Consider the following 20799-nt stretch of genomic DNA (forward strand, 5'->3'; position numbering starts at 1 on the left):
ATCAGGCGTCTCGACGGGTGACGGCGATCGCCATCCCGCGCAGGAGTCGCTTGCCCTCGGCCGTGGCGGTGCTGGCGTCGAGAGCGGTGAGGGCGCTGTCGGTGAGCTCGGCGATGCGCCGTTCGGCGTCGTCGACGGCACCGAGATCGGTGATGACCGAGCGCAGCGCCGCGACGTCGGATTCGGAGAGGTCGGTGCCGATCGACTCGCGCAGCAGTACCGCCGCCGCCGGATCGGTCCGATCGGCGCGCTGCAGGGCCTCGGCGAACAGCACGGTGCGCTTGCCGGCGCGCAGATCGTCGCCGGACGGCTTGCCCGTGACCTCGGGATCGCCGAACACGCCGAGGAGGTCGTCCCGCAACTGGAACGCGATCCCGATGTCGGTGCCGAACCGGCGGTAGGCGTCGACGAGGGCGTCGTCCGCGCCGGCGAGCGCCGCACCCAGGTGCAGCGGGCGCTCGATGGTGTAGGCAGCTGTCTTGTAGCGGTTGACGCGGAGCGCCGCCTCGACCGTTTCGTCGCCCCGGACCTCGCCGCTGATGTCGAGGAACTGGCCCCCGAGCACCTCGGTCCGCATGGCCGACCACACCGGCGAGATCCGCAGCTGCGCTTCGGGCGACAGGCCCGCCTCGCGGATCATGTCGTCCGCCCAGGCAAGTGCGAGATCTCCCAGCAGGATCGCCGCGGCCCGGCCGAACTCGGCGGACCCGCCGCTCCACTGCTGTGCGCTGTGCAGGTCGGCGAACTCGACGTGCACGGTGGGGAAGCCGCGCCGCGTGGTCGACGCGTCGATGATGTCGTCGTGGACCAGCGCGCACGCCTGGACGAGTTCGAGCGCGGACGCGGCCCGCAGCGCCGCGGGCGCCTCCGGCCCGGTGGCGTCACCGCCGGCACCGAGCCAGCCGGTCCAGACGAACATGGGGCGCACCCGCTTGCCGCCGCGCAGCACGAAACTCTCGAGCGCGGCGACCGCCTCGGCGTAGCCACCGCCGACGGTCTCGACCGTGCCGGCGCGCGATGCGAAGAACTCCCGCAATGCACCCTCGACGGAATCGGTGAAGGGCGGGACGGACGGCGAAGGGCGAGTGGACTCACCGGCTCCAGCGGACAGGACAGCCTCCAAATCGAGTTCTCGAAAAGCCTCCGACCAACCTTAGTGGTCCTCCCGGCGGTCGCGTCGCATGCTGCCCAGGTCCCGGTACGTGAGACGGGGCGCCGACGCGATGCGGTCCGACCAGTGCACTGAACCTATGCTTGGCGGGTGACATTCGATGCCGTCCGGGGGCGCAACAGCGCGGGATTCGTGACTCAGACCCCCTCGATCGTGGACCGGATCCGCTCGTCCGAAGCTTCGAAGAGCGGTCGGATCCCCTTCTCCGTCGAGTTCTCGCCGCCGCGCGACGAGGACGCCGAGGCTCGGCTGTGGCGTGCCGTCCGCGCCTTCGAGCGGCTCGGTCCGGCGTTCGTGTCCATGACGTACGGCGCGGGCGGTTCGACGCGGGATCGCACCGTTCGGGTGACCGGCCAGTTGGCCGAGGACACCACCCTCCTCCCGGTCGCGCACCTCACCGCCGTCGGACACAGCATCGACGAACTGCGTGCGATGTGCGGGGCGTACGCCGACCGCGGGATCAGCAACATCCTGGTGCTGCGCGGAGACCCACCGGGAGACCCGCTCGGCGAGTGGGTCAAGCACCCCGACGGCGTCGAGTACGCCGAGGAACTGGTCCGGCTGGTGCGGGACATGGGCGACTTCCATGTCGGCGTCGCGTCGTTCCCGGAGGGCCACTACCGCGCGCCCGACCTCGACCACGACACCAAGTACCTGGTCTCGAAGCTGCGTGCCGGCGCCGAGTACTCGATCACCCAGATGTTCTTCGACGTCGAGGACTATCTGCGGCTGCGCGACCGCGTCTCGGCGTTGGACCCCGAGCAGGGCGAGAAGCCGATCATCCCCGAGATCATGCCGATCACCTCGCTGCGGTCGGCCCGGCGCAGCCTGGAACTGTCCGGCTCCAGCCTGCCGGCCGTGCTCGAGGAGCGACTCACCCGCGCGGCCGGCGACGGACCCGACGAGAACCGGGCGGCCGTGCGCGAGATCGGTATCGAGGTCGCCACCGAGATGAGCGAGCGGCTCATCGCCGAGGGCGCTCCCTGTCTGCACTTCATCACGCTCAACTTCGCCCGCGCCACCAGCGAGGTGCTGACCAACCTGGGAATGTCGGCGTCGGCCACGGTCTGACCGTCAGGTCAGCTGCCGACCCTTCCACTGGAGACGGCGACGTCGGCGGTCGCGGTGCGAGACGGCGACCAGCCGCACGAAGGCGCCGATCGACAGCGGGTGCGCGGCCGCGTCGGCCACATCCCGCCCACGGGGCGCGGACCCGGATTCGACGGCGCGGGCGGTGACCCGTGACGCCGTCGCGGCCAGGTATCCGGCGGCGCCCCACGCTCGGGTACGGCCCCGTCCGAACAGCATCGCGAGCGGCGCGATCGCACAGGTCGCCGCGGCCACCGTCGTCACGACGGCCGCGCCCGCGGGTGAGCCGAACGCCGTCCAGAGCCACCGCGTGTATCCCTCGCGCAGTGCGGTCGCGTCCGTGTACATCCGGCAGTGCGCGCGATCCTGGGCGACGGCGACGACGGTGCGGCCGCCGCGGCGGCGCACCGCCCGCGCGATGTCGAGATCCTCGGTGTGACTACCGGCGACGACGGTGTGCCCTCCGAGGCGGTAGTAGGCGGCCGCGTCGAACACCAGGAACTGACCGCACGCGACGACCGTCGACGGCCGGGTGCTCCGGTTGGCAACGGGCACCGGCAGTGTCGAGAACCACGACCAGCACAGCAGCGGCTGGATCAATCGCTCGGCGGGCGTCACGGCGTCCTGTCGCGGCCACGGGGAGACGAGGTCGGCGCCGGACTCGCGGAGTTCGGTCACCGCCGCGGCAAGCGCGTCGGGGGCCAGGCGCACGTCGGCGTCGAGGAAGATCAGCACACCGGGCCGCCCCGGGTCCATCAGGCGGGCGGCGTGGGTGGCGCCCACGTGACAGGCCGCGTTCTTCCCGAGCCATCCGGGCGGCGGTCCCTCTCCCCGGACGAGAGCGAACCGGCTGTCGCCCGCGAAGGCCGACGTCGCGACCGCGGCGGTGCCATCCGACGAGTCGTCGTCGAGGACGATCACCCGCAGGGTGTCGAGGAGCGTCTGGTTCCGGAGGTCCGCGATCAGATCCCCGACCCGGCTCTCCTCGTTCCGGGCGGGCACGACCACCGTGACGGGCTCGACGACTCGGCGGGCGCGCAGACGGGGGATCGTGCAGCTGTTGACGGCCGTGACGGCCGCCCCCGCGAGAGACAGGAGGGCCGTGGCTCGCGTCGCGCGCAGGGAAGGGCGACAGGAAACTCTCATCGGTGCGAGCCCCGCTACCGCGTCGAGGTCTCCAGCGACCTGTCCTGTCGTGGCCGGGGGCGAGCAGCGCGGTTGCGCTGCATCCACGCCATTCCGCCCACGATCAGCGCGACACCGACCGCGACCCCGGCGGACATGCCGGCCCAGCCGGCGAAGCTGCGGGTGCTGGGGTCGGCGTAGCGGACCTCGGCGCGCAGGGTGCTGACCTCGCCCGCGGGCAGCTTCCACGTGACGGTCGAATCGCCGTCCCGGGTGCCGTTGGTGGTCGCCACGCGGGACGGGAACGCGATCGTGAACTGGACGTCCGTGCCCTGCGCCGGAACGTCCTCGAGGTCGATGCGCCCGTCGAGGCTCACCAGGTCACCGGCGCGCTGCAGCGACAACTGGAGCACCCCCGCCGTGTCGGCGGACATCGAGCCGAGGTCCCGCACCTCGCCGAACGACAGTCCGCTGAAGAACACCTGGGTGCCGACGTAGCCGTCCTTGTCGTACTCCTGGACCCGCATGCGGTCGGCCAGCGAGTCGGGCGGTGTGAGCTGCGGGCCCTTGTCGTTGTCGTCCTTCGGGACGGTGGCCGCGACTATCTGTCCCGACACCTTGTCGTCCGCCGAGACGCCCATCGACACCTGTACTCGCAGGCAGCCGGCGAGTAGGGGCACGAGCAGCAGCGCCAGCGCCGCGGTGCCGAGCACGCGGGCGCGGGTTCGCCGACGTCGGGAAGGTGTCGAGGTCACGGGGGAGGGCGGCTGCACATCGATCATCGTGCCAGGCACGGGGATACGTGTCAGGCGGTAGGGGTGTTGCGCAGTTCGGCTCGGCGTGTGCGGACGAGGTCGGCGACGAGAGGCACTCCCAGCACCCCCATCGTGACGGCCCCGTAGACCGCCGAGTAGCGCAGTTCCGGCGCGTCGAGGAACACCGCGTGCGCCAGCGCCGACCCGAGCCAGGTCCACAGGAACAGTGCGATGGGGACGGCGTCGTGAAGGGATGTCGTCCGGACGATCCGGCGATCGAGCAGATCGACCAGGACCGTCATCACCGCCGCGACGAGCAGCCAGCCCGCGTAGTTGGTGAGCGGGATGTGCGCGACGCCCGGCAGGCCGGCGTCGGTGACGCACCACTGCCACTGGCCGTCCGCGACCATCTGCGGGTCGAGGTACAGGTCCCAGCCGACAACGCCGATCGTCGCGAGGAGGATCCGCGACAGCCGGCGGTGTGTCAGCCGCGACGCCACACACCACACCGGGTAGAAGCCGGCCGTCCATGCGAACGGCACGACGAGCGGCACGTCGGCGATGGACCAGCCCAGACGTCCGGTCGTGTACTCGTAGCAGCCGTACGGGATGCCGGTCGCGGTGCCGACCACCTCCGACAGCAGCCCCACGCCCGCGGTGGCCGCGACCATGCCGGCCGCCCAGAGTCTCCCGCGGGTGGCGACGGCATGCAGGATCGACGCGGCCGCGAGCAGCGCCACCACGGCGACGGTGACGGCGTCGCGGGGACGACCGTCGACCAGCGGATAGACGATCTGGGCGCCGACCGCGGCCACGGCGACGGCCGCCGACGCCCGCCGCAGGATCGTGTTCACCGGAGTTTTCTGCGGAGGGCCCGACGCAGCCGGCCGCCGCGGGCGTCCGACAGCGCGATGCGGGCCGCACTGCGGCCACTGGCCCCGGAGACGCCGCCGCCGGGATGCGTCGACGCCCCCGTGAGATAGAGGTTGTCGGCGTCCGGGACCCGCTGCCCCGCCAGTTCCGGGATCGGCCGCCACAGCATCATCTGATCCAGCGACATCTCCACGTGCATGACATTGCCACCCAGCAAACCCATCTCGCGTTCGATGTCCGCGGGCGTCTGCACGTGTCGGTGCCGGACGCTGTCCGCGAACCCGGGGGCCAGTGCGTCGACACCGGCGACGATCCGATCTGCCTCGCTCTCGCCCAGGCTCGCCCAGTCCCGGCCACCGGACAGCCGGTACGGGTGCCACTGCGACCACAGGGTCACCTGGTGTTCTCCGTCGGGGGAGATGCTGGGATCGATGCTGCTGAAACTCATCGCGAGGACCGCGGGGTCCGGCGGGAGTTCGCCGGCGAGCGCGGCGCCGTGCGCGGTCCGCAGTCGTGCCCGATCGGAGACGAGCAGTTGCAGACCCGACGTCGTGGTGGTCGCGTCCGCGTCGGCGGGCGCGCTCGGGTACGACGGCAACGCATCGGTGCCCAACCGCAGCACCATCCCGATGCCGGGGCCGACCCGGATCCGTCGCCGCCAACCGTCGAGCGTGTCGCGGTCGTAGCCGCCGCGCTCGAGCAGATCGAGGGTGGTCAGAATGTGACAGCCTGCGACGACGTTCCGGGCGCGCACGCGCCGGCCCGATTCGGTGACGACGGTCCAGCCGTCGGAGGTGCGACGCAGTTCGGCGACGCCGTCGCCGAGGGTGACGGTGCCGCCGTCCGCCGCCAGCCGCGCCGACAGTGCCGCGGTGAGGGCGCCGCTGCCGCCGACCGCGCGACCGGGAGGCAGCGTGTGCATGAGCGCGGCGAACCCGACCATCGGCGCAGTGCCGGGCTCGGACATCGGGGGACCGGACTGGGCGCCGAACCAGGCCAGCGCCGCCTTGAGTGGTTCGCTGTCGAAGTACTCGTCGAGCAGCGCGTCGCCGGACGTGAGGAACTCGCGGGACAGGGCCGCGCCGCCGTCCGCGGTGTCGAGCCCCCAGAACGAGCGCAGCAGGTGAGCGCCGGTGGGCGGAGCGGAGAAGGCGCGCATCACGCGTTCGGTGCGAGGTCCCCAGGTTCCGACGAAACGGCGGTAGGCGTCGGCATCGGCGCGTCCGCACGATTCCTCGATCGACCGGCACGTGCGGTCGAGACTGCGATGGAAGACGATCCCCGGGCGGTCGGAGTCCGCGGGCGCGGGCGCGAACGCCCACGGATCGCAGTCGATGTAGCGCAGGCCGTGGGCGGCGAGCTCGAGTTCTTCGATGATCCCGGTGTGTCGGATCATGATGTGCGCCGACGAGCCCCGGTCCACCTTGTGCCCCGGGAAGCGTTCGACCGTGGAGACGGCGCCGCCCACGACCGTGTCGCGTTCGAGCACCTCGACGGACCAGCCGTCGCGGGCGAGGTAACACGCGGCGACCAGTGCGTTGTGCCCGGATCCGACCACGACGGCGTCGAGGGTGGCGTCGGAGCGCCCGCGGTTCTCCTGCAGTGTCGCGCTCACAGCGGCAACCCCCTTCCGAGGACGGCGAACGGGCGCCGGTCGCCCGCGAAGGTGAAGTGCCGCACGACGTCCCGGAATCCGGTGCGCCGGTACAGACGCCACGCGCGGTTGTCCTCCTCGGACACTTCCGGCGTCGACAGCAGCACGCCGCGCTCGGGGCGGTCGGCGAGGAGGCGGCGCAGCAGTCGCTCGCCGAGTCGATGCCCCTGGGCGCTGGGGTGGACGTGCAGTTCGGTCAGTTCGAAGTAGTTGCCGAGGATGTACTCGATCTGGTCCCGGCCCCACCCCGTCGCCTGCATGCCGTGGCGGACCTGCTGCTGCCACCACTGATCGGGGGCGCCGCGATACCCGTAGGCGATCGCGACGAGCGGGCCGGTCCGATCGGGATGTTCCGGATCGGGCCGGACGGCGCCCACCGCCCGCCATCCCGGGCGCTGCGTGTGTTCGGTCCACAGCGGCGCGCGGTGGAATTCGGTGCCACGGGGGTAGTTCATGGCCTCGACATAGATCGACAGCGCTTCGGGCAGCCGGGCGCGCATGTCGGAAACCGACAGGTCGACGACGACCGGCGCCGGGTCCGGATCGAGACCGGGACTCTCGCCGGGGTTCGCATCCATGAGGGAGCTCACCCTCCTCTCTCTTGACGACTTGTCGGTGGGGCCAGCTATATTGAATAGGTCGAACAGATGTTCGATATTGGTGATCCGGCGATGCCGGTGATGTTCGAGGGAAGCGAACATCACCGGCTCGCCGGTCCCGAGTCGGTACGGGTGGGAGGTGCGCGGGTCATGGGGAAGGTGCAGACGCGGACGTCGGGTCCGGGGACGGGGACGTCGGGGCCATCGGTGTCGCCGTCGCCGGGGCGCGGGGTCGGCGCTCCTGTTCGGGGGCCGCTGTCGGCGCCCGTCAAGGCGGTGAATCTGTTACGTCGAGCCGACGCCTTGCTGTCCGAGGCCGCCGGTGCATCCGATCCCGCAGAGCGGTTCCGCACTGCGTATGTCGGTGCACTGCGTGGCGCGGCCGCGGTGCTCGCGTCCGGCGAAGGGTCGGAGGCTTCACGCACTGCGCGCCGGCCGCGGTCGCGCAGTGCGTGGGTGTTGATGGCGCGTGCGGAACCGAATTTCGCGGCGTGGGCGGACTTCTTCGCCGGGTTCTCGGCCTTGCGCGCCGATCTCGAGGCGGGGATCTCGCGCACGATCGGTGCAGAAGAAGCGGACAGCTTCTACGTCGAGGTGGGTCGCTTCCTGTTCGACGTCGAGGACCGTCTCGGGTGCTGACGAGTGTCGTCGTCGGCTGTTGTCGCCGTTCGGATTCCTCGTCTTCGACCGGGTGATTCCGGACACCTCGGGGTCGCTATCGGTCGAGCCGCCCCAGATAGTCACCCATTCGATGAGAACTCGTCGATGGAGTAGGTGGTGGGGGGCAGGTTCTACTCGTATTATTGAATCCAGGTAACCGCCAGTCCGTTACCCGCCTCTCCGCACCGCGGTTGAGGTGCCAACTCTTAGTGCCGGGGGAGGTACCGTGCCACTCTCCGAGCACGAGCAGCGCATGCTCGATCAAATCGAGAGCGCTCTCTACGCCGAGGATCCCAAGTTCGCGTCCACAGTGAGGGGCGGACGTATTCGCGTCGCCTCCAGCAAGCGCCGATTGCAGGCGGCGGCCCTGTTCGTTCTGGGTCTCGTTCTACTCATTGTGGGTGTGGCCGTCGATGTGTTGAGGTTGGGCGATTTCCCGATCGTCAGTGTGGTCGGGTTCGTCGTGATGTTCGGTGCCGGGGTTCTCTTCCTCGTCGGCGGAGGCAAGGGTCACCTGGCGGCGGTTCCCGATGGGGACGCCTCGGGTCACGGTGCGAAGGATTCGCGCGGACCGCAACCGCGCAAGTCGCACGGTGGAAAGAAATCGGGCGGATTCTCGTCGCGGATGGAAGACCGCTTCCGTAAGAGGTTCGACCAGGAATAGGGCCGACAGCTCTCTCCTGACGGCGGCGGCGCGACCAATCGGTCGCGCCGCCGCCGTTTTCGTGTGTTCGCTTACCGCTCGAACCTGAAGCCCCACCACGCCCCACCCACGTTCCCCACCACGCCCCACTCGTGTTCCCCACGGCTCCCCACTCGGTGCACGGCGGGCCGGACGGTCTGGTTGCGGGGTCACCGCAGGCTCGCGACCTGCCACTTTCGGCCGATGGTCGAGGGCTGGGACGAGTGGTCCCACTCGTCGCCGCGGGTGTTTGCAGTCACGTTCGATGAGCCACCCACTTTCGCCCATGCACGTGAACTGCGGTTATCGCTTCCGACTTGTCAAATCGGGGCCTCGTTTGGAGTCGCGGTGGGGGAAAGTGGGGTACTGTGGTGCGCAGCGGATCGTGGGAGCGACCCGCAAGAACGCTGGGACGCACCAACCGGTGATGCCCTACAGGTTCGCCACAGGGGCTCCGGCAGGAGGTGACGAGATGTTTCTCGGTACCTACACGCCGAAGCTCGACGACAAGGGGCGGCTGACGTTGCCCGCAAAGTTTCGGGACGCGTTGGCTGGAGGTTTGATGGTCACGAAAGGCCAGGACCACAGCCTTGCTGTGTACCCCCGCGAGGAGTTCACTGCCGTCGCGCGTCGCGCTGCTGCCGCTTCCCGAACCAATCCGCAGGCCCGCGCCTTCGTGCGTGGACTTGCATCGGGAACGGACGAGCAGCATCCCGATGGTCAGGGCCGGATCACGCTGTCTGCCGACCACCGCCGCTATGCGGGGCTGTCGAAGGACTGTGTGGTGATCGGTCAGATCGAATTCCTCGAGATCTGGGACGCCCGAGCCTGGGAGTCCTACCTCGCGGAGCACGAAGAGAGCTACTCGCAAGCCAGAGACGAGGCGCTCGAAGGGATCTTCTAGCCCGGAGACGCCCCAGGCGAGTGCCGCGAGGCCTCTGCCCGAAGGTGACCCTGACGCACTTCCCCAGCGCCAGGTTTGCCGCCGGGACCCTGACGCACTTCCCCAGCGCCAGGTCCCCGATCGGACAGGGACCTCGATGCATTCGCTACCCCTGCACAGCACCACCCAGCGGAAGAGTCGGAGGAACCATGGTCGACGGCGAGGACGGCAAGCAGTCGGTCCCCGGCGAGTTCGGTCATGTCCCCGTGCTGCTGAATCGCGCCGACGATCTGCTGGGTCCGGCGATCACCGCCGACAACCCGCGCGGTGACGGCGCGGTGATGATCGACGCGACCCTCGGCCTCGGCGGGCACTCCGAGTACTTCCTGCGGACCTATCCCGGGTTGCATCTCATCGGCCTCGATCGCGACCCCGAGGCCCTGCGCATCGCTTCCGGCCGGCTGGCGCCCTACGCAGACCGGACCACGTTCGTGCACACCCGCTACGACGGCATCGAGGATGCCCTCGACCAGGCAGGCCTCGAGTCCGTCGGGTCGGTTCACGCGATTCTGTTCGATCTCGGTGTGTCGTCGATGCAGCTCGACGAGGCCGACCGGGGCTTCGCGTACTCGGTCGACGCCCCGCTGGACATGCGGATGAACCCGACGACCGGAATTACCGCCGCCGAGGTCCTCAACACCTACAGCCACGGTGAGCTGGCGCGGATCCTCAGCACGTACGGCGAGGAGCGGTTCGCGGGCCGGATCGCGTCCGAGATCGTGCGTCGCCGCCAGAAGCAGCCGTTCACCACCAGCGCTGCGCTGGTCGAGGTCATCTACGACTCCATCCCGGCCGCGACGCGCCGCACCGGGGGACACCCCGCCAAGCGGACGTTCCAGGCGTTGCGGGTGGAGGTCAACGGCGAACTCGATTCGCTGCGCGACGCCGTACCCGCGGCGCTCGACGCGCTCGCGGTCGGTGGGCGGGTGGTGTTCATGTCGTACCAGTCGCTCGAGGACCGTGTCGTCAAGCAGGAACTGACCCCGCGCGCGAAATCGAAGACCCCCGAGGGGCTTCCGGTGGAGCTGCCGGGCATGGGTCCGGAATTCAAGATCCTCACCCGGGGCGCGGAGCGAGCCTCCGAGGCCGAGATCGAAGACAACCCGCGGGCGGCGCCGGTCCGTCTGCGGGCAGCGGAACGAATCGTGAGGAAGGCGTAGCGCATGACTGTGCAGATGACTCCCGTCGGTGTCGGGTCCGCGAGTCTTCGCCGGTCGGATGCTGCGCAGCGCGCGTACGAGCGTCGCAAGCAGCGTGCCACGGTCGCCGGACATCCGTCGGCGTCGGACACAAGGTTCACGTCCGTTGCGACGGTGCCGAAGGACGTCGTGGCCCGGATTCCGTTCGTGGCCGGGATCATCGGGCTGCTGTGCCTCGGGCTGGCGGTCACGCTCCTGCTCACGACGCGGTCGGCCGAGGACTCGTACGAGCTGGCCGGGGCCCGCGCACACAATCAGAGCCTCCGCGAGCAGGCAGTGGAGCTCAAGCGTGAGGTGGAGGCCGGCAATTCGGCGCCGGTCCTCGCACAGAAGGCGGCCGAACAGGGCCTGATTCCGGCGAAGGATCCGGCTCGGCTCCTGCTGTCGTCGGACGGTTCCGTCCAGGTTGTCGGCACGCCGAAGCCGGCGGAGGGCAAGCCGGTCGCCCCGCTGGACCGCGCTCCCGCCCCGACGGTCGTGCCCGAGCGCGCTCAGCAGCAGACGCGCCCCACCCCGCCGACGACGGCGCGCCCCACCACACCCCCCACCACGGCGCCCACCACCACCGCCGCCACGCCGCCGCCCGCCAATGAGGGGCGCATCCAGGCGCAGGGTGAACAATTGACGCCTGTGACGGTCATCACGCAACCTCCGGTGGACGCACGCCGGTGAGTGGCTCCGCTCCCACTCCGCGGCGTCGCCGGCCGGCACCCCCGCCTCGACGTCCGAAGCGGGGGCGCAAGTCGGCCTCGAAGCGCGGTGATTCCTTCGAGTTCCGTCTCCGCGGTGGACGTCTCGTCATGCTCGGCGCTCTCGCGATCGTCGCCGTCCAGTTGCTCTGGGTCCAGGGGATCTCCGCGCCGCGGTTGTCGGCGGAGGCTGCCAACCAGCGAACCACCACGGTGACGCTGCCCGCGGTGCGCGGTGCCGTCGTCGACCGCAACGGCAACAAGCTGGCCTACACGCTCGACGCGAAGGCCCTGACGTTCCAGCCGATCGCCGAGCGCAAGAGGCTCGCGGACGAACACGCGAAGAACCCCGACAAGCCCGAACCCGACGAGCGTCTACAGGAGATCGCGGAGGGGATTCACAAGCGGCTCGGGGACACCGTTTCCGAGAGCGACCTGCTCGAGAAGCTGCGCAGCGACGAGACGTTCGCCTACCTCGCCCGCGCCGTCGATCCCGCGGTCGCCGCCGACATCGGTGACGAGTTCCCGGAAGTCGGTCTCGAACGCCAGGACATCCGCGAGTACCCGGGTGGTTCACTGGCCGCGAACGTGGTCGGCGCGACCGGATGGGACGGCCACGGCCTGCTCGGCCTCGAGGCGTCGCTCGACTCGACGCTGGCAGGTAAGGACGGCTCGGAGACCCACGACCGCGGGTCCGACGGGGCGGTGATCCCCGGTAGTCGACGCGACCTGAAGGAGGCCGTCGACGGTTCCACGGTCGAACTCACGCTCGACTCCGACCTGCAGTACTACGTGCAGCAGCAGACGCAACAGGCGAAGGACCTCTCGGGCGCCAAGAACGCGTCGGTCGTCGTGCTCGACTCGAAGACGGGCGAAGTGCTCGCGATGTCGAACGACGGCACCTTCAATCCGGCGATCGGGGTGGGCAACAACCCGCGCACGGCGCAGATGGGCAACCTTCCGGTGAGCTCCCCGTTCGAGCCGGGCTCGGTGAACAAGATCGTCACCGCGGCGGCCGCGATCGAGTACGGGCTGACGACGCCGGAAGAGGTCCTGCAGGTGCCGGGCACGATCCAGATGGCAGGGGTGTCGGTCAAGGACGCGTGGGCGCACGGAGTGGTGCCCTTCACCAGCACCGGGGTGTTCGGGAAGTCCTCCAACGTCGGCACGCTGATGCTGGCCGAGCGGGTCGGCGAGGAGCGTTTCGCCGACATGCTCCACCGCTTCGGGCTGGGGCAGGCCACCGACGTCGGGCTGCCCGGCGAGAGCGCCGGTAGCGTCCCCGCGCTCGAAGACTGGTCCGGCGGTACGTTCGCGAACCTGCCGATCGGACAGGGTCTTTCGATGACGCTGCTGCAGATGACCGGCATGTACCAGGCGATCGCGAACGACGGCGAGCGGATCTCGCCGCGGATCGTCAAGGCCGTGGTCGACGCGGACGGCACCCGCACGGAGACCGAACGTCCGGAGCCGGTCCGCGCGATCAGCGACGAGACGGCTCGCACGGTCCGCGACATGTTCCGCTCGGTGACCCAGAAGGACCCGATGGGCTACCAACAGGGCACCGGTCCGCAGGCCGCGGTGGAGGGCTACCAGATCACCGGTAAGACCGGCACGGCCCAGCAGGTCGATCCGGCGTGCTGGTGCTACTCGAACTCGGACTACTGGATCACGTTCGCCGGCATCGCTCCGGCCGACGATCCGCGGTATGTGATCGGCATCATGCTGGACGCCCCGTCGCGCGGGGTCGACGGCGGTGGCGGGCAGTCGGCAGCGCCGCTGTTCCACAACATCGCGTCGTGGCTGCTGCAGCGCGACAGCGTTCCGATGTCCCCGGATCCGGGTCGGCGGTTGGTGCTGCAGGCGGACTGACGAGACCGTCGGGGTGACTATTCCCACGGACCGGCATGGGCCGGGCACGCTGAATCGTGCACTGGGAGCCGCCGCCGGTAATCTGACATGTCGATCACCACGCGGTGACCCGTGCGACGATCCGAGATCGAAACCCACCGGACACCCGATCCGAAGCGACCCGAGAGGACCTACTGCCTGTGCATCCGAGTCCGCAGCCGTCAACGCCGGACGCGGCGGCAGTGGGTGGTCTCCGACCGGAGAATCCACCGTTCACTGCCCTGGCCGACCTCGCAGTGCAGATCGGTGCCCGAGTCGAGTGGCTCGGTCCGGCCCGTGCCGACGTCGGCGGGGTGACGGGAGTCGAGCTGCGGGCGCAGGGCGTGCGCCGGGGTGATCTGTTCGCGGCGCTGCCGGGAGCCCGCGCACACGGTGCGGAGTTCGCGCGCGCGGCCGTGGACGCCGGAGCGGCCGGTGTGCTCACCGACGACGCCGGTGTGGCGATGATCGCCGGGCGACTCGAGTCCGTCGATGTGTCGCTGCCCGTGCTGGTGCACCCGGAACCGCGTCGGGTCCTCGGTGAGGTCTCGGCGACCATCTACGGGCATCCGTCCGAGCACATGCAGGTCATCGGGATCACCGGCACGTCCGGCAAGACCACCACGTCCTATCTGGTCGAGTCGGGTCTGGCCGCGGCCGGACACACGATCGGGTTGGTCGGCACGATCGAGACCCGCGTCGACGGACATCGGGTGCCGAGCGCGCTCACGACCCCGGAGGCTCCGCAGCTGCATGCGCTGTTCGCGGCGATGCGGGAACGCGGCATCGACACCGTCGTGATGGAGGTATCGAGCCACGCGCTGGCTCTGGGCCGGGTCGACGGCGTCCGATTCGCGATCGGTGCGTTCACCAACCTGTCGCAGGACCACCTGGACTTCCACAAGGATTTCGACGACTACTTCAACGCCAAGAGCCGGCTGTTCGCCGACGACTCAGCGGTGTGCGCGCGGCGAGCGGTGATCTGCACCGACGACCGGTGGGGCATCCGGATGGCGGACATCGCCCGGCAGGCGCACCCCGGTGATCCGGACGCGGTCGAGACCGTGTCGACGCGGACGGCGGCCGACTGGACCGCCGCCGCGACGTCGGCGTCCGACAGCGGAACTCAGATGTTCACCCTCACCGGTCCCGACGGCACGCCGCGCACCGCGACGCTCCGGCTGCCCGGCCACTACAACGTCGCCAACGCGGCACTGGCCGCGGCGATCTGCTGTGCGGCGGGCGCCGATGTGGGCGCCGCGCTGGCCGGCATCGCCGCGGTCGACGTCCCGGGCCGGGTGGAGCGGGTCGAGCGCGGCCAGGACTTCCTGGCGGTCGTCGACTACGCCCACAAGCCGGCGGCGCTGGAAGCCGTCATCGCGACGCTGCGCGGCCAGACGAAGGGGCGGATCGCCGTCGTCGTCGGTGCCGGTGGTGACCGCGATCGCGGCAAGCGTCCCCTGATGGGGGAGGCCGGTGCGCGGGGTGCGGACCTGCTGGTCGTCACGGACGACAATCCACGTACCGAGGATCCGGCGGCCATCCGCGCGCAGGTGCTCGCGGGAGCGGAAGCGGTGCCGGACGGCGAACGCGGCGAGATCCGCGAGGTCGGTGACCGAGGTGAGGCCATCGCCGCGGCGGTCCGTTGGGCTCGCGCCGGCGATGTGGTGCTCGTGGCCGGCAAGGGCCACGAGTCGGGCCAGGAGGTCCACGGGGTGAAACACCCATTCGACGACCGCGAGGTCCTGGCAGAGGCGATCGCACGGATCGTCCCGGAGGATCGCGCACACGGAGGAAACGCATGATCCCGATGACGCTCGCCCAGATCGCCCAGGCGGTCGGCGGGACGCTCCACGACGTCGACGATCCGTCGGCCACGGTCTCGGGAACGGTGGAGTTCGATTCCCGCAAGGTCACCCCGGGTGGCCTGTTCCTGGCGTTGCCGGGGGCACGGGTGGACGGGCACGACCACGCGGCCGGTGCGGTCGCCGCCGGTGCGGTCGCGGTGCTCGCGGCCCGCCCCGTCGGGGTCCCCGCGATCGTCGTCGAGCCGCTCGGTCCGTCGGGCAGCGGTGCGCTGGCCCTCGAACACGACCGCGACGGCTCCGGCGCCGCGGTACTGGCGGCGCTCGCCAAGCTTGCTCGCGCGAGCGTCGACCGGCTGACAGCCGAGTCGGGTCTGACCGTCGTGGGTGTCACGGGATCGTCGGGCAAGACGTCGACGAAGGACCTGCTCGCGGCCGTGCTGTCGCCGCTCGGGTCCGTCGTCGCCCCGCCGGGATCGTTCAACAACGAACTGGGACATCCGTGGACAGCGCTGCGCGCCGACGCCGAGACCCGCTTCCTGGTGCTCGAGCTGTCCGCGCGGGGTCGCGGCCACATCGCGGCGCTGGCCGAGATCGCGCCGCCGCGTATCGGCGTGGTCCTCAACGTCGGTACCGCCCACCTCGGCGAGTTCGGCTCGCGTGAGGCGATCGCCGAGACCAAGGGCGAGCTGCCCGCGTCGCTGCCGTCCGCCGCCCACGGGGGAGTCGCGGTACTCAACGCAGACGACCCACTGGTCGCCGCGATGGCAGATCGCACCAGGGCGCGCGTCGTGCTGGTCGGGCTGTCGGGCAACGCCGACGTCCGCGCCACCGATGTGCGCCTCGACGACCAGGCCCGCGCGAGCTTCACGCTGACGTGCTCGGCGGGATCGGTCCCGGTGACCCTCGCGGTGCACGGCGAACACCACGTCGGGAACGCACTGGCAGCCGCGGCGGTCGCGCTCGAGTGCGGCGCCACGCTCGACCAGATCGCTGCCGCGCTCGGCGGCGCGGCACCCGTGTCGGCCCGCCGCATGGAGGTCCGGGACCGCGCCGACGGGGTGACCGTCGTCAACGACTCGTACAACGCCAACCCGGACTCGATGCGCGCCGCGATCAAGGCGCTGGTGTCCATGGCCAGGTCCGGACGCGGTCCGGCGCGCCGGACGTGGGCGGTCCTCGGTGAAATGGCGGAGCTGGGGCCAGAATCAGTGGTCGAGCACGATGCGATCGGACGGTTCGCGGTGCGACTGGACGTGACCAAGCTGATCCTCGTCGGACCGGGCCGTCCCGTCCGCGCGATGTACCAGGGAGCGGTAATGGAAGGTTCGTGGGGTGACGAGGCGATCCACGTGCCCGACGGTGCGAGTGCGATCGCACTGCTCGAGCAGGAACTGAGGGCCGGTGATCTGGTGCTGGTGAAGGCGTCCCAGTCGGTGGGCCTGTGGGAGGTCGCGGACGCCGTGCTGGCCGCCCCGGTAGCGGGTTCGGCGACCGGTGAGGGGGCGCCGCAGTGAGGCAGATTCTCTTCGCCGCGGGCATCGCGCTCGCGGTCTCGATCCTGCTGACGCCGGTTCTGATCAAGGTCTTCTCCCGGCAGGGCTTCGGTCAGGAGATCCGGGTCGAGGGTCCGGCGAGCCACCAGTCCAAGCGCGGTACCCCCACTATGGGCGGCGTCGCGATTCTCGCCGGAATCTGGGCGGGCTACTGGGGTTCGCACCTCATCGGGATCGGCTACGACGCGGAGGGCCCGACGGCGTCGGGTCTGCTGGTCCTCGGTCTGACGACCGCGCTCGGTGGCGTCGGCTTCCTCGACGACTTCATCAAGATCCGCAAGCAGCGCAACCTCGGCCTCAACAAGACCGCGAAGCTGGTCGGTCAGCTCGTCGCGGCCGTCGTGTTCGCGATCCTGGCACTGCAGTTCCGCGGCGGCAACGGCCTGACCCCGGGCAGCGTGCACCTGTCGTACGTGCGCGACATCGCGACCGTGAGCATGGGCTCGATCGTCTTCATCCTGTTCGTCTACCTGCTGGTCAGTGCCTGGTCGAACGCGGTGAACCTCACCGACGGCCTCGACGGTCTCGCGGCCGGCTCGATGAGTCTCGTCCTCGGTGCCTACGTCATCATCACGTTCTGGCAGTACCGCAACGCGTGCAGCACCGGCCCGGGCAGCCTCGGACCGGCCAAGGGTTGCTACGACGTTCGCGATCCGCTCGACCTCGCGCTGCTGTGCGCCGCGGGCGCGGCGGCGTGCATCGGTTTCCTGTGGTGGAACGCGGCTCCGGCGAAGATCTTCATGGGTGACACCGGTTCGCTCGCGCTCGGCGGCATGCTCGCGGGTCTGTCCATCACGACCCGCACGGAGCTGCTGATGGTCGTCATCGGCGCGCTGTTCGTCGCGGAGGCGGCGTCGGTGGTCATCCAGGTGGCGGTGTTCCGGTCGAGTCGCCGGCGCGTCTTCCGGATGGCACCGTTCCATCATCACTTCGAGCTCGGCGGCTGGGCCGAAACCCAGGTGATCATCAGATTCTGGTTGCTGGCAGCGATCGCGTCCGCGATCGGGCTGGCGCTGTTCTACAGCGAGTATCTCGCGGCGATCGGGGACTGACCGATGCCGATCGATCCCGCCGACCTGGGCGGCCTGCGCGGCGCCCGGGTCCTGGTGACCGGTGCCGGCGTCTCCGGTCGTGCCGTCATCGCGCCGCTGCACGATCTCGGAGCACACGTCACGGTCACCGACACCGCCGCCGACGCGCTCGCACGTTGCGCGGAGGCGGGAGCGTCGACGGTCCCGGTCGACGATCTGGTGGCCGATCCCCGGCAGCTGGCCGAGTTCGCACTCGTGATCACCAGTCCGGGCTTCCGTCCCGACGCTCCCGTGCTCGCCGCCGCCGGAGCCGCGGGGGTGCCGGTGTGGGGAGACATCGAGTTCACGTGGCACGTCGACCAGGCCGGGATCTACGGCCCGCCGCGGCAGTGGCTCGTGGTGACCGGCACCAACGGCAAGACGACCACGACGTCGATGCTGCACTCGATCCTCGAGGCCGCCGGACTCGCGTCGGCGGCGTGCGGCAACATCGGTCTGCCCGTGCTCGACGCGCTGCGCGCGCAACCGCGGGCCGAGGTGCTGGCGGTCGAGCTGTCGTCGTTCCAGTTGCACTGGGCGCCGTCGGTGCGGCCCGCAGCCGGTGTCGTGCTGAACATCGCCGAGGACCACCTGGATTGGCACGGTGGGATGCCCGGCTACGTCGACGCGAAGGCCCAGGCGTTGACCGGTGGCGTGGCGGTGGTCGGGCTCGACGACGCGGTGGCCGCCTCACTGGCCGACCGTCCGCGTGCGGGCCGCACCGTCGGGTTCCGCCTGGAAGCTCCGGGCCACGACGAACTCGGTGTCGTCGACGGCATGCTGGTCGACCGCGCGTTCGCGGACGAGGCGACGCTGGTTCCGGCGAACGAGATCAGCCCGCCGGGTCCGGCGGGAGTGTCCGACGCGCTGGCGGCTGCCGCGCTCGCGCGCGCGATCGGTGTCACCGCCGACGCTGTCGCCGCCGGATTGCGAGCCCATCGCGTGGGTCCGCACCGCGCCGAGGTCGTCCGTACGTTGGCCGAGGTCACGTTCGTCGACGATTCGAAGGCGACCAACCCGCACGCGGCCCGGTCGTCGATCGTCGCGCACGACTCGGTCGTGTGGATTGCGGGCGGTCTGCTCAAGGGTGCCCGTGTCGACGACCTCGTCGCGGAGGTCGGAGACCGGATCGTCGGCGCGGTGCTGATCGGGCGCGACGCCGGACTGATCGCCGACGCGCTCGCACGACACGCGCCCGAGGTTCCGGTCGTTCACATCCGCGCGGGTGACGATGGAACCGTGGGCCACGACAAGGACGGCGCCGCACCGGCGCTCCACCTCGATCTTCCCGCCGTCGACGCGGACACCGTGATGGCGGAGGCGGTGCGGTCCGCTGCGGCACTGGCCGCGCCGGGCGATGTCGTCCTGCTCGCCCCCGCGGCCGCGTCCCTCGACATGTTCGACTCGTACGGTCACCGCGGCCGCAGCTTCGCCGCCGCCGCCGCGGCACTGACCATTGCCGACACCGGGCGGGGGATCGAGGGATGACCACGTCCGGCGAACGCGCGCCGCGCACCAGGATCGGTGCGTGGCTCGCGCGTCCGCTGACGTCGTTCCATCTCGTCGTCACGATCGCGATGTTGCTGACCGTCCTGGGTCTGGTGATGGTCCTGTCGTCGTCGAGTGTCGAGTCGGTGGCCCGTGACGGGTCGGCGTACGGCAAGTTCGTCTCGCAGTTGATCTTCGCGAGCGTCGGTCTGGTGATCTTCTATTGCGCCCTGATCATTCCGGTCCGGTTGCTCCGCAAGTGGGCGCTACCGGCATTCGGTATGACCATCGTGATGCTCGTCCTGGTGCTGATCCCCGGTATCGGTACGGAGTCCCAGGGCACACGCGGATGGTTCGTGATCGGTCCGATCTCGCTGCAGCCGTCGGAGCTCGCGAAGATCGCGTTCGCGGTGTGGGGCGCACACCTCCTCGCGACGCGGCGCCGGGAGAACCCGCCGCTCAGGGAGATGCTGATTCCGCTGGTCCCGGCGGCGCTGGTGGTCTTCTTCCTGATCGTCCTGCAGCCGGACCTCGGCACCACCATCTCGCTCGCGATCATCCTGCTGGCACTCCTGTGGTTCGCGGGACTGCCGCTCAAGATCTTCCTCTCACTGCTGGTGGCCGGTACGGCGGCCGCGATGACGCTGGCGCTGACTGCGGGATACCGGTCCGCGCGCGTCCAGTCCTTCCTGAATCCGGGCGACGACGCCCAGGGCGCGGGCTATCAGGCGAGGCAGGCCAAGTACGCGCTCGCGGACGGCAGCCTGTTCGGTGAGGGACTGGGGCAGAGCCGCGCCAAATGGAGCTATCTCCCCAATGCGCACAACGACTTCATCTTCGCGATCATCGGCGAGGAACTCGGGTTCATCGGCGCGGGCGCCGTCATCGGACTGTTCGCACTGTTCGTGTACACCGGCCTGCGGATCGCCCGTCGATCGGCCGACCCGTTCCTGCAACTGCTGACCGCGACCGCCACCGCGTGGATCACCGGTCAGGCGTTCATCAACATCGGCTACGTCGTCGGCGTCCTTCCCGTGACCGGCCTGCAGTTGCCGCTCGTGTCGGCGGGCGGCACGTCGACCGCGACGACGCTGTTGATGTTCGGCCTCGTCGCGAACGCGGCCCGGCACGAACCGGAGGCGGTCTCGGCGCTGCACAGCGGCCAGGACGGCCGCGTCGCCAGGCTGCTCAAGCTGCCGAGACCGGCGGCGTACATCCCGCCCCGGAAGCGGGGCGCGGCGGTGGTCCGCGGGCAGGAGAACCGAAAGATCCAGCCGGCCCGCGGCGAACGGGCGCCCGCTCGTGCGGAGCGCGTGGGCGCCGGCAATCCGCACAGCGCACAGGGCCGCGGACACGACACCGCGCGCCGTGTGCCGCCGGGCAGAGGCCGCCGTGCGGACGACAACGAGGGGCGAAGCCCCATGACGGAGCGGGGGCGCGGCGACTCGTTCACGCGACCCGCGCCCAGGAGAGCGAGGAATACGTAGGTGAGCGGCGAGAACGGCAGGAACTCTGCCCTTTCGGTGGTGGTCGCCGGTGGCGGGACCGCCG

At 70.3% G+C, this 20799-nt stretch carries 18 protein-coding genes; 12 read left to right on the forward strand and 6 right to left on the reverse strand.

Going from position 1 to position 20799, the window contains the following annotated elements; all coding sequences use genetic code 11:
* Position 1 precedes the first annotated feature (1 nt).
* Complete coding sequence (locus tag ABEU20_RS02730; protein ID WP_420162829.1) at positions 2 to 1123, reverse strand: polyprenyl synthetase family protein; 1122 nt, start codon at positions 1121 to 1123, stop codon at positions 2 to 4.
* A 180-nt stretch (positions 1124 to 1303) separates the two neighbouring features.
* Here ABEU20_RS02730 and ABEU20_RS02735 point away from each other — a divergent pair, with 180 nt between their 5' ends.
* Positions 1304 to 2242 carry a methylenetetrahydrofolate reductase gene (locus tag ABEU20_RS02735; protein WP_420163134.1) on the forward strand — a complete coding sequence of 313 codons (939 nt, stop codon included), beginning with the start codon at positions 1304 to 1306 and terminating at the stop codon, positions 2240 to 2242.
* A gap of 3 nt (positions 2243 to 2245) precedes the next feature.
* Here the strand turns inward: ABEU20_RS02735 and ABEU20_RS02740 are convergent, their stop codons facing one another.
* The 5 genes from ABEU20_RS02740 to ABEU20_RS02760 are packed head-to-tail and all read right to left on the reverse strand — an operon-like array spanning position 2246 to position 7245.
* Positions 2246 to 3406, reverse strand: coding sequence for a glycosyltransferase family 2 protein (locus tag ABEU20_RS02740; RefSeq protein WP_420162830.1), 1161 nt, complete (start codon positions 3404 to 3406; stop codon positions 2246 to 2248).
* Positions 3407 to 3420: 14 nt separating this feature from the next.
* The gene (locus tag ABEU20_RS02745) at positions 3421 to 4167 is read right to left on the reverse strand and encodes an LppM family (lipo)protein (RefSeq protein ID WP_420162831.1); all 747 of its coding nucleotides are present in this window, start codon (positions 4165 to 4167) and stop codon (positions 3421 to 3423) included.
* 23 nt (positions 4168 to 4190) lie between these two features.
* Positions 4191 to 4985: a carotenoid biosynthesis protein gene (locus ABEU20_RS02750; RefSeq protein ID WP_420163135.1), complete on the reverse strand. Its 795-nt coding sequence runs from the start codon at positions 4983 to 4985 to the stop codon at positions 4191 to 4193.
* Positions 4986 to 4990: 5 nt separating this feature from the next.
* Positions 4991 to 6628: a phytoene desaturase family protein gene (locus ABEU20_RS02755; protein WP_420162832.1), complete on the reverse strand. Its 1638-nt coding sequence runs from the start codon at positions 6626 to 6628 to the stop codon at positions 4991 to 4993.
* Positions 6625 to 7245 carry a GNAT family N-acetyltransferase gene (locus tag ABEU20_RS02760; RefSeq protein WP_420162833.1) on the reverse strand — a complete coding sequence of 207 codons (621 nt, stop codon included), beginning with the start codon at positions 7243 to 7245 and terminating at the stop codon, positions 6625 to 6627. Before ABEU20_RS02760 ends, ABEU20_RS02755 begins: the two co-directional genes overlap by 4 nt.
* A 171-nt stretch (positions 7246 to 7416) precedes the next feature.
* Here ABEU20_RS02760 and ABEU20_RS02765 point away from each other — a divergent pair, with 171 nt between their 5' ends.
* The 11 genes from ABEU20_RS02765 (at position 7417) to ftsW (ending at position 20735) form a co-directional block, all read left to right on the forward strand.
* Complete coding sequence (locus tag ABEU20_RS02765) at positions 7417 to 7905, forward strand: SAV_6107 family HEPN domain-containing protein (RefSeq protein WP_420162834.1); 489 nt, start codon at positions 7417 to 7419, stop codon at positions 7903 to 7905.
* A gap of 247 nt (positions 7906 to 8152) precedes the next feature.
* Positions 8153 to 8590: a DUF3040 domain-containing protein gene (locus ABEU20_RS02770; RefSeq protein ID WP_420162835.1), complete on the forward strand. Its 438-nt coding sequence runs from the start codon at positions 8153 to 8155 to the stop codon at positions 8588 to 8590.
* A 490-nt stretch (positions 8591 to 9080) separates the two neighbouring features.
* Positions 9081 to 9512, forward strand: coding sequence for a division/cell wall cluster transcriptional repressor MraZ (gene mraZ, locus ABEU20_RS02775; RefSeq protein WP_005512527.1), 432 nt, complete (start codon positions 9081 to 9083; stop codon positions 9510 to 9512).
* Between the two features lie 188 nt (positions 9513 to 9700).
* Positions 9701 to 10711, forward strand: coding sequence for a 16S rRNA (cytosine(1402)-N(4))-methyltransferase RsmH (gene rsmH, locus ABEU20_RS02780; protein WP_420162836.1), 1011 nt, complete (start codon positions 9701 to 9703; stop codon positions 10709 to 10711).
* A 3-nt stretch (positions 10712 to 10714) separates the two neighbouring features.
* Positions 10715 to 11422 carry a hypothetical protein gene (locus ABEU20_RS02785; protein WP_420162837.1) on the forward strand — a complete coding sequence of 236 codons (708 nt, stop codon included), beginning with the start codon at positions 10715 to 10717 and terminating at the stop codon, positions 11420 to 11422.
* Positions 11419 to 13311 (forward strand): peptidoglycan D,D-transpeptidase FtsI family protein, encoded by a 1893-nt coding sequence (locus ABEU20_RS02790; RefSeq protein WP_420162838.1) that lies wholly within the window; start codon positions 11419 to 11421, stop codon positions 13309 to 13311. The genes ABEU20_RS02785 and ABEU20_RS02790 overlap by 4 nt, the downstream gene beginning before the upstream one ends.
* Positions 13312 to 13490: 179 nt before the next feature.
* The gene (locus ABEU20_RS02795) at positions 13491 to 15134 is read left to right on the forward strand and encodes a UDP-N-acetylmuramoyl-L-alanyl-D-glutamate--2,6-diaminopimelate ligase (protein ID WP_420162839.1); all 1644 of its coding nucleotides are present in this window, start codon (positions 13491 to 13493) and stop codon (positions 15132 to 15134) included.
* The gene (locus tag ABEU20_RS02800; RefSeq protein ID WP_420162840.1) at positions 15131 to 16651 is read left to right on the forward strand and encodes a UDP-N-acetylmuramoyl-tripeptide--D-alanyl-D-alanine ligase; all 1521 of its coding nucleotides are present in this window, start codon (positions 15131 to 15133) and stop codon (positions 16649 to 16651) included. The genes ABEU20_RS02795 and ABEU20_RS02800 overlap by 4 nt, the downstream gene beginning before the upstream one ends.
* Positions 16648 to 17742, forward strand: coding sequence for a phospho-N-acetylmuramoyl-pentapeptide-transferase (mraY, locus tag ABEU20_RS02805; RefSeq protein ID WP_420162841.1), 1095 nt, complete (start codon positions 16648 to 16650; stop codon positions 17740 to 17742). Before ABEU20_RS02800 ends, mraY begins: the two co-directional genes overlap by 4 nt.
* 3 nt (positions 17743 to 17745) lie before the next feature.
* A complete protein-coding gene (murD, locus tag ABEU20_RS02810) occupies positions 17746 to 19248 on the forward strand; it encodes a UDP-N-acetylmuramoyl-L-alanine--D-glutamate ligase (RefSeq protein WP_420162842.1) in 1503 nt (500 codons plus the stop codon).
* The gene (gene ftsW / locus ABEU20_RS02815) at positions 19245 to 20735 is read left to right on the forward strand and encodes a putative lipid II flippase FtsW (RefSeq protein WP_420162843.1); all 1491 of its coding nucleotides are present in this window, start codon (positions 19245 to 19247) and stop codon (positions 20733 to 20735) included. The genes murD and ftsW overlap by 4 nt, the downstream gene beginning before the upstream one ends.
* Positions 20736 to 20799: the final 64 nt, after the last annotated feature.

Origin of the sequence: Rhodococcus parequi (assembly GCF_046042785.1) — a bacterium.
Taxonomy (GTDB): Bacteria; Actinomycetota; Actinomycetes; order Mycobacteriales; family Mycobacteriaceae; genus Prescottella; species Prescottella parequi.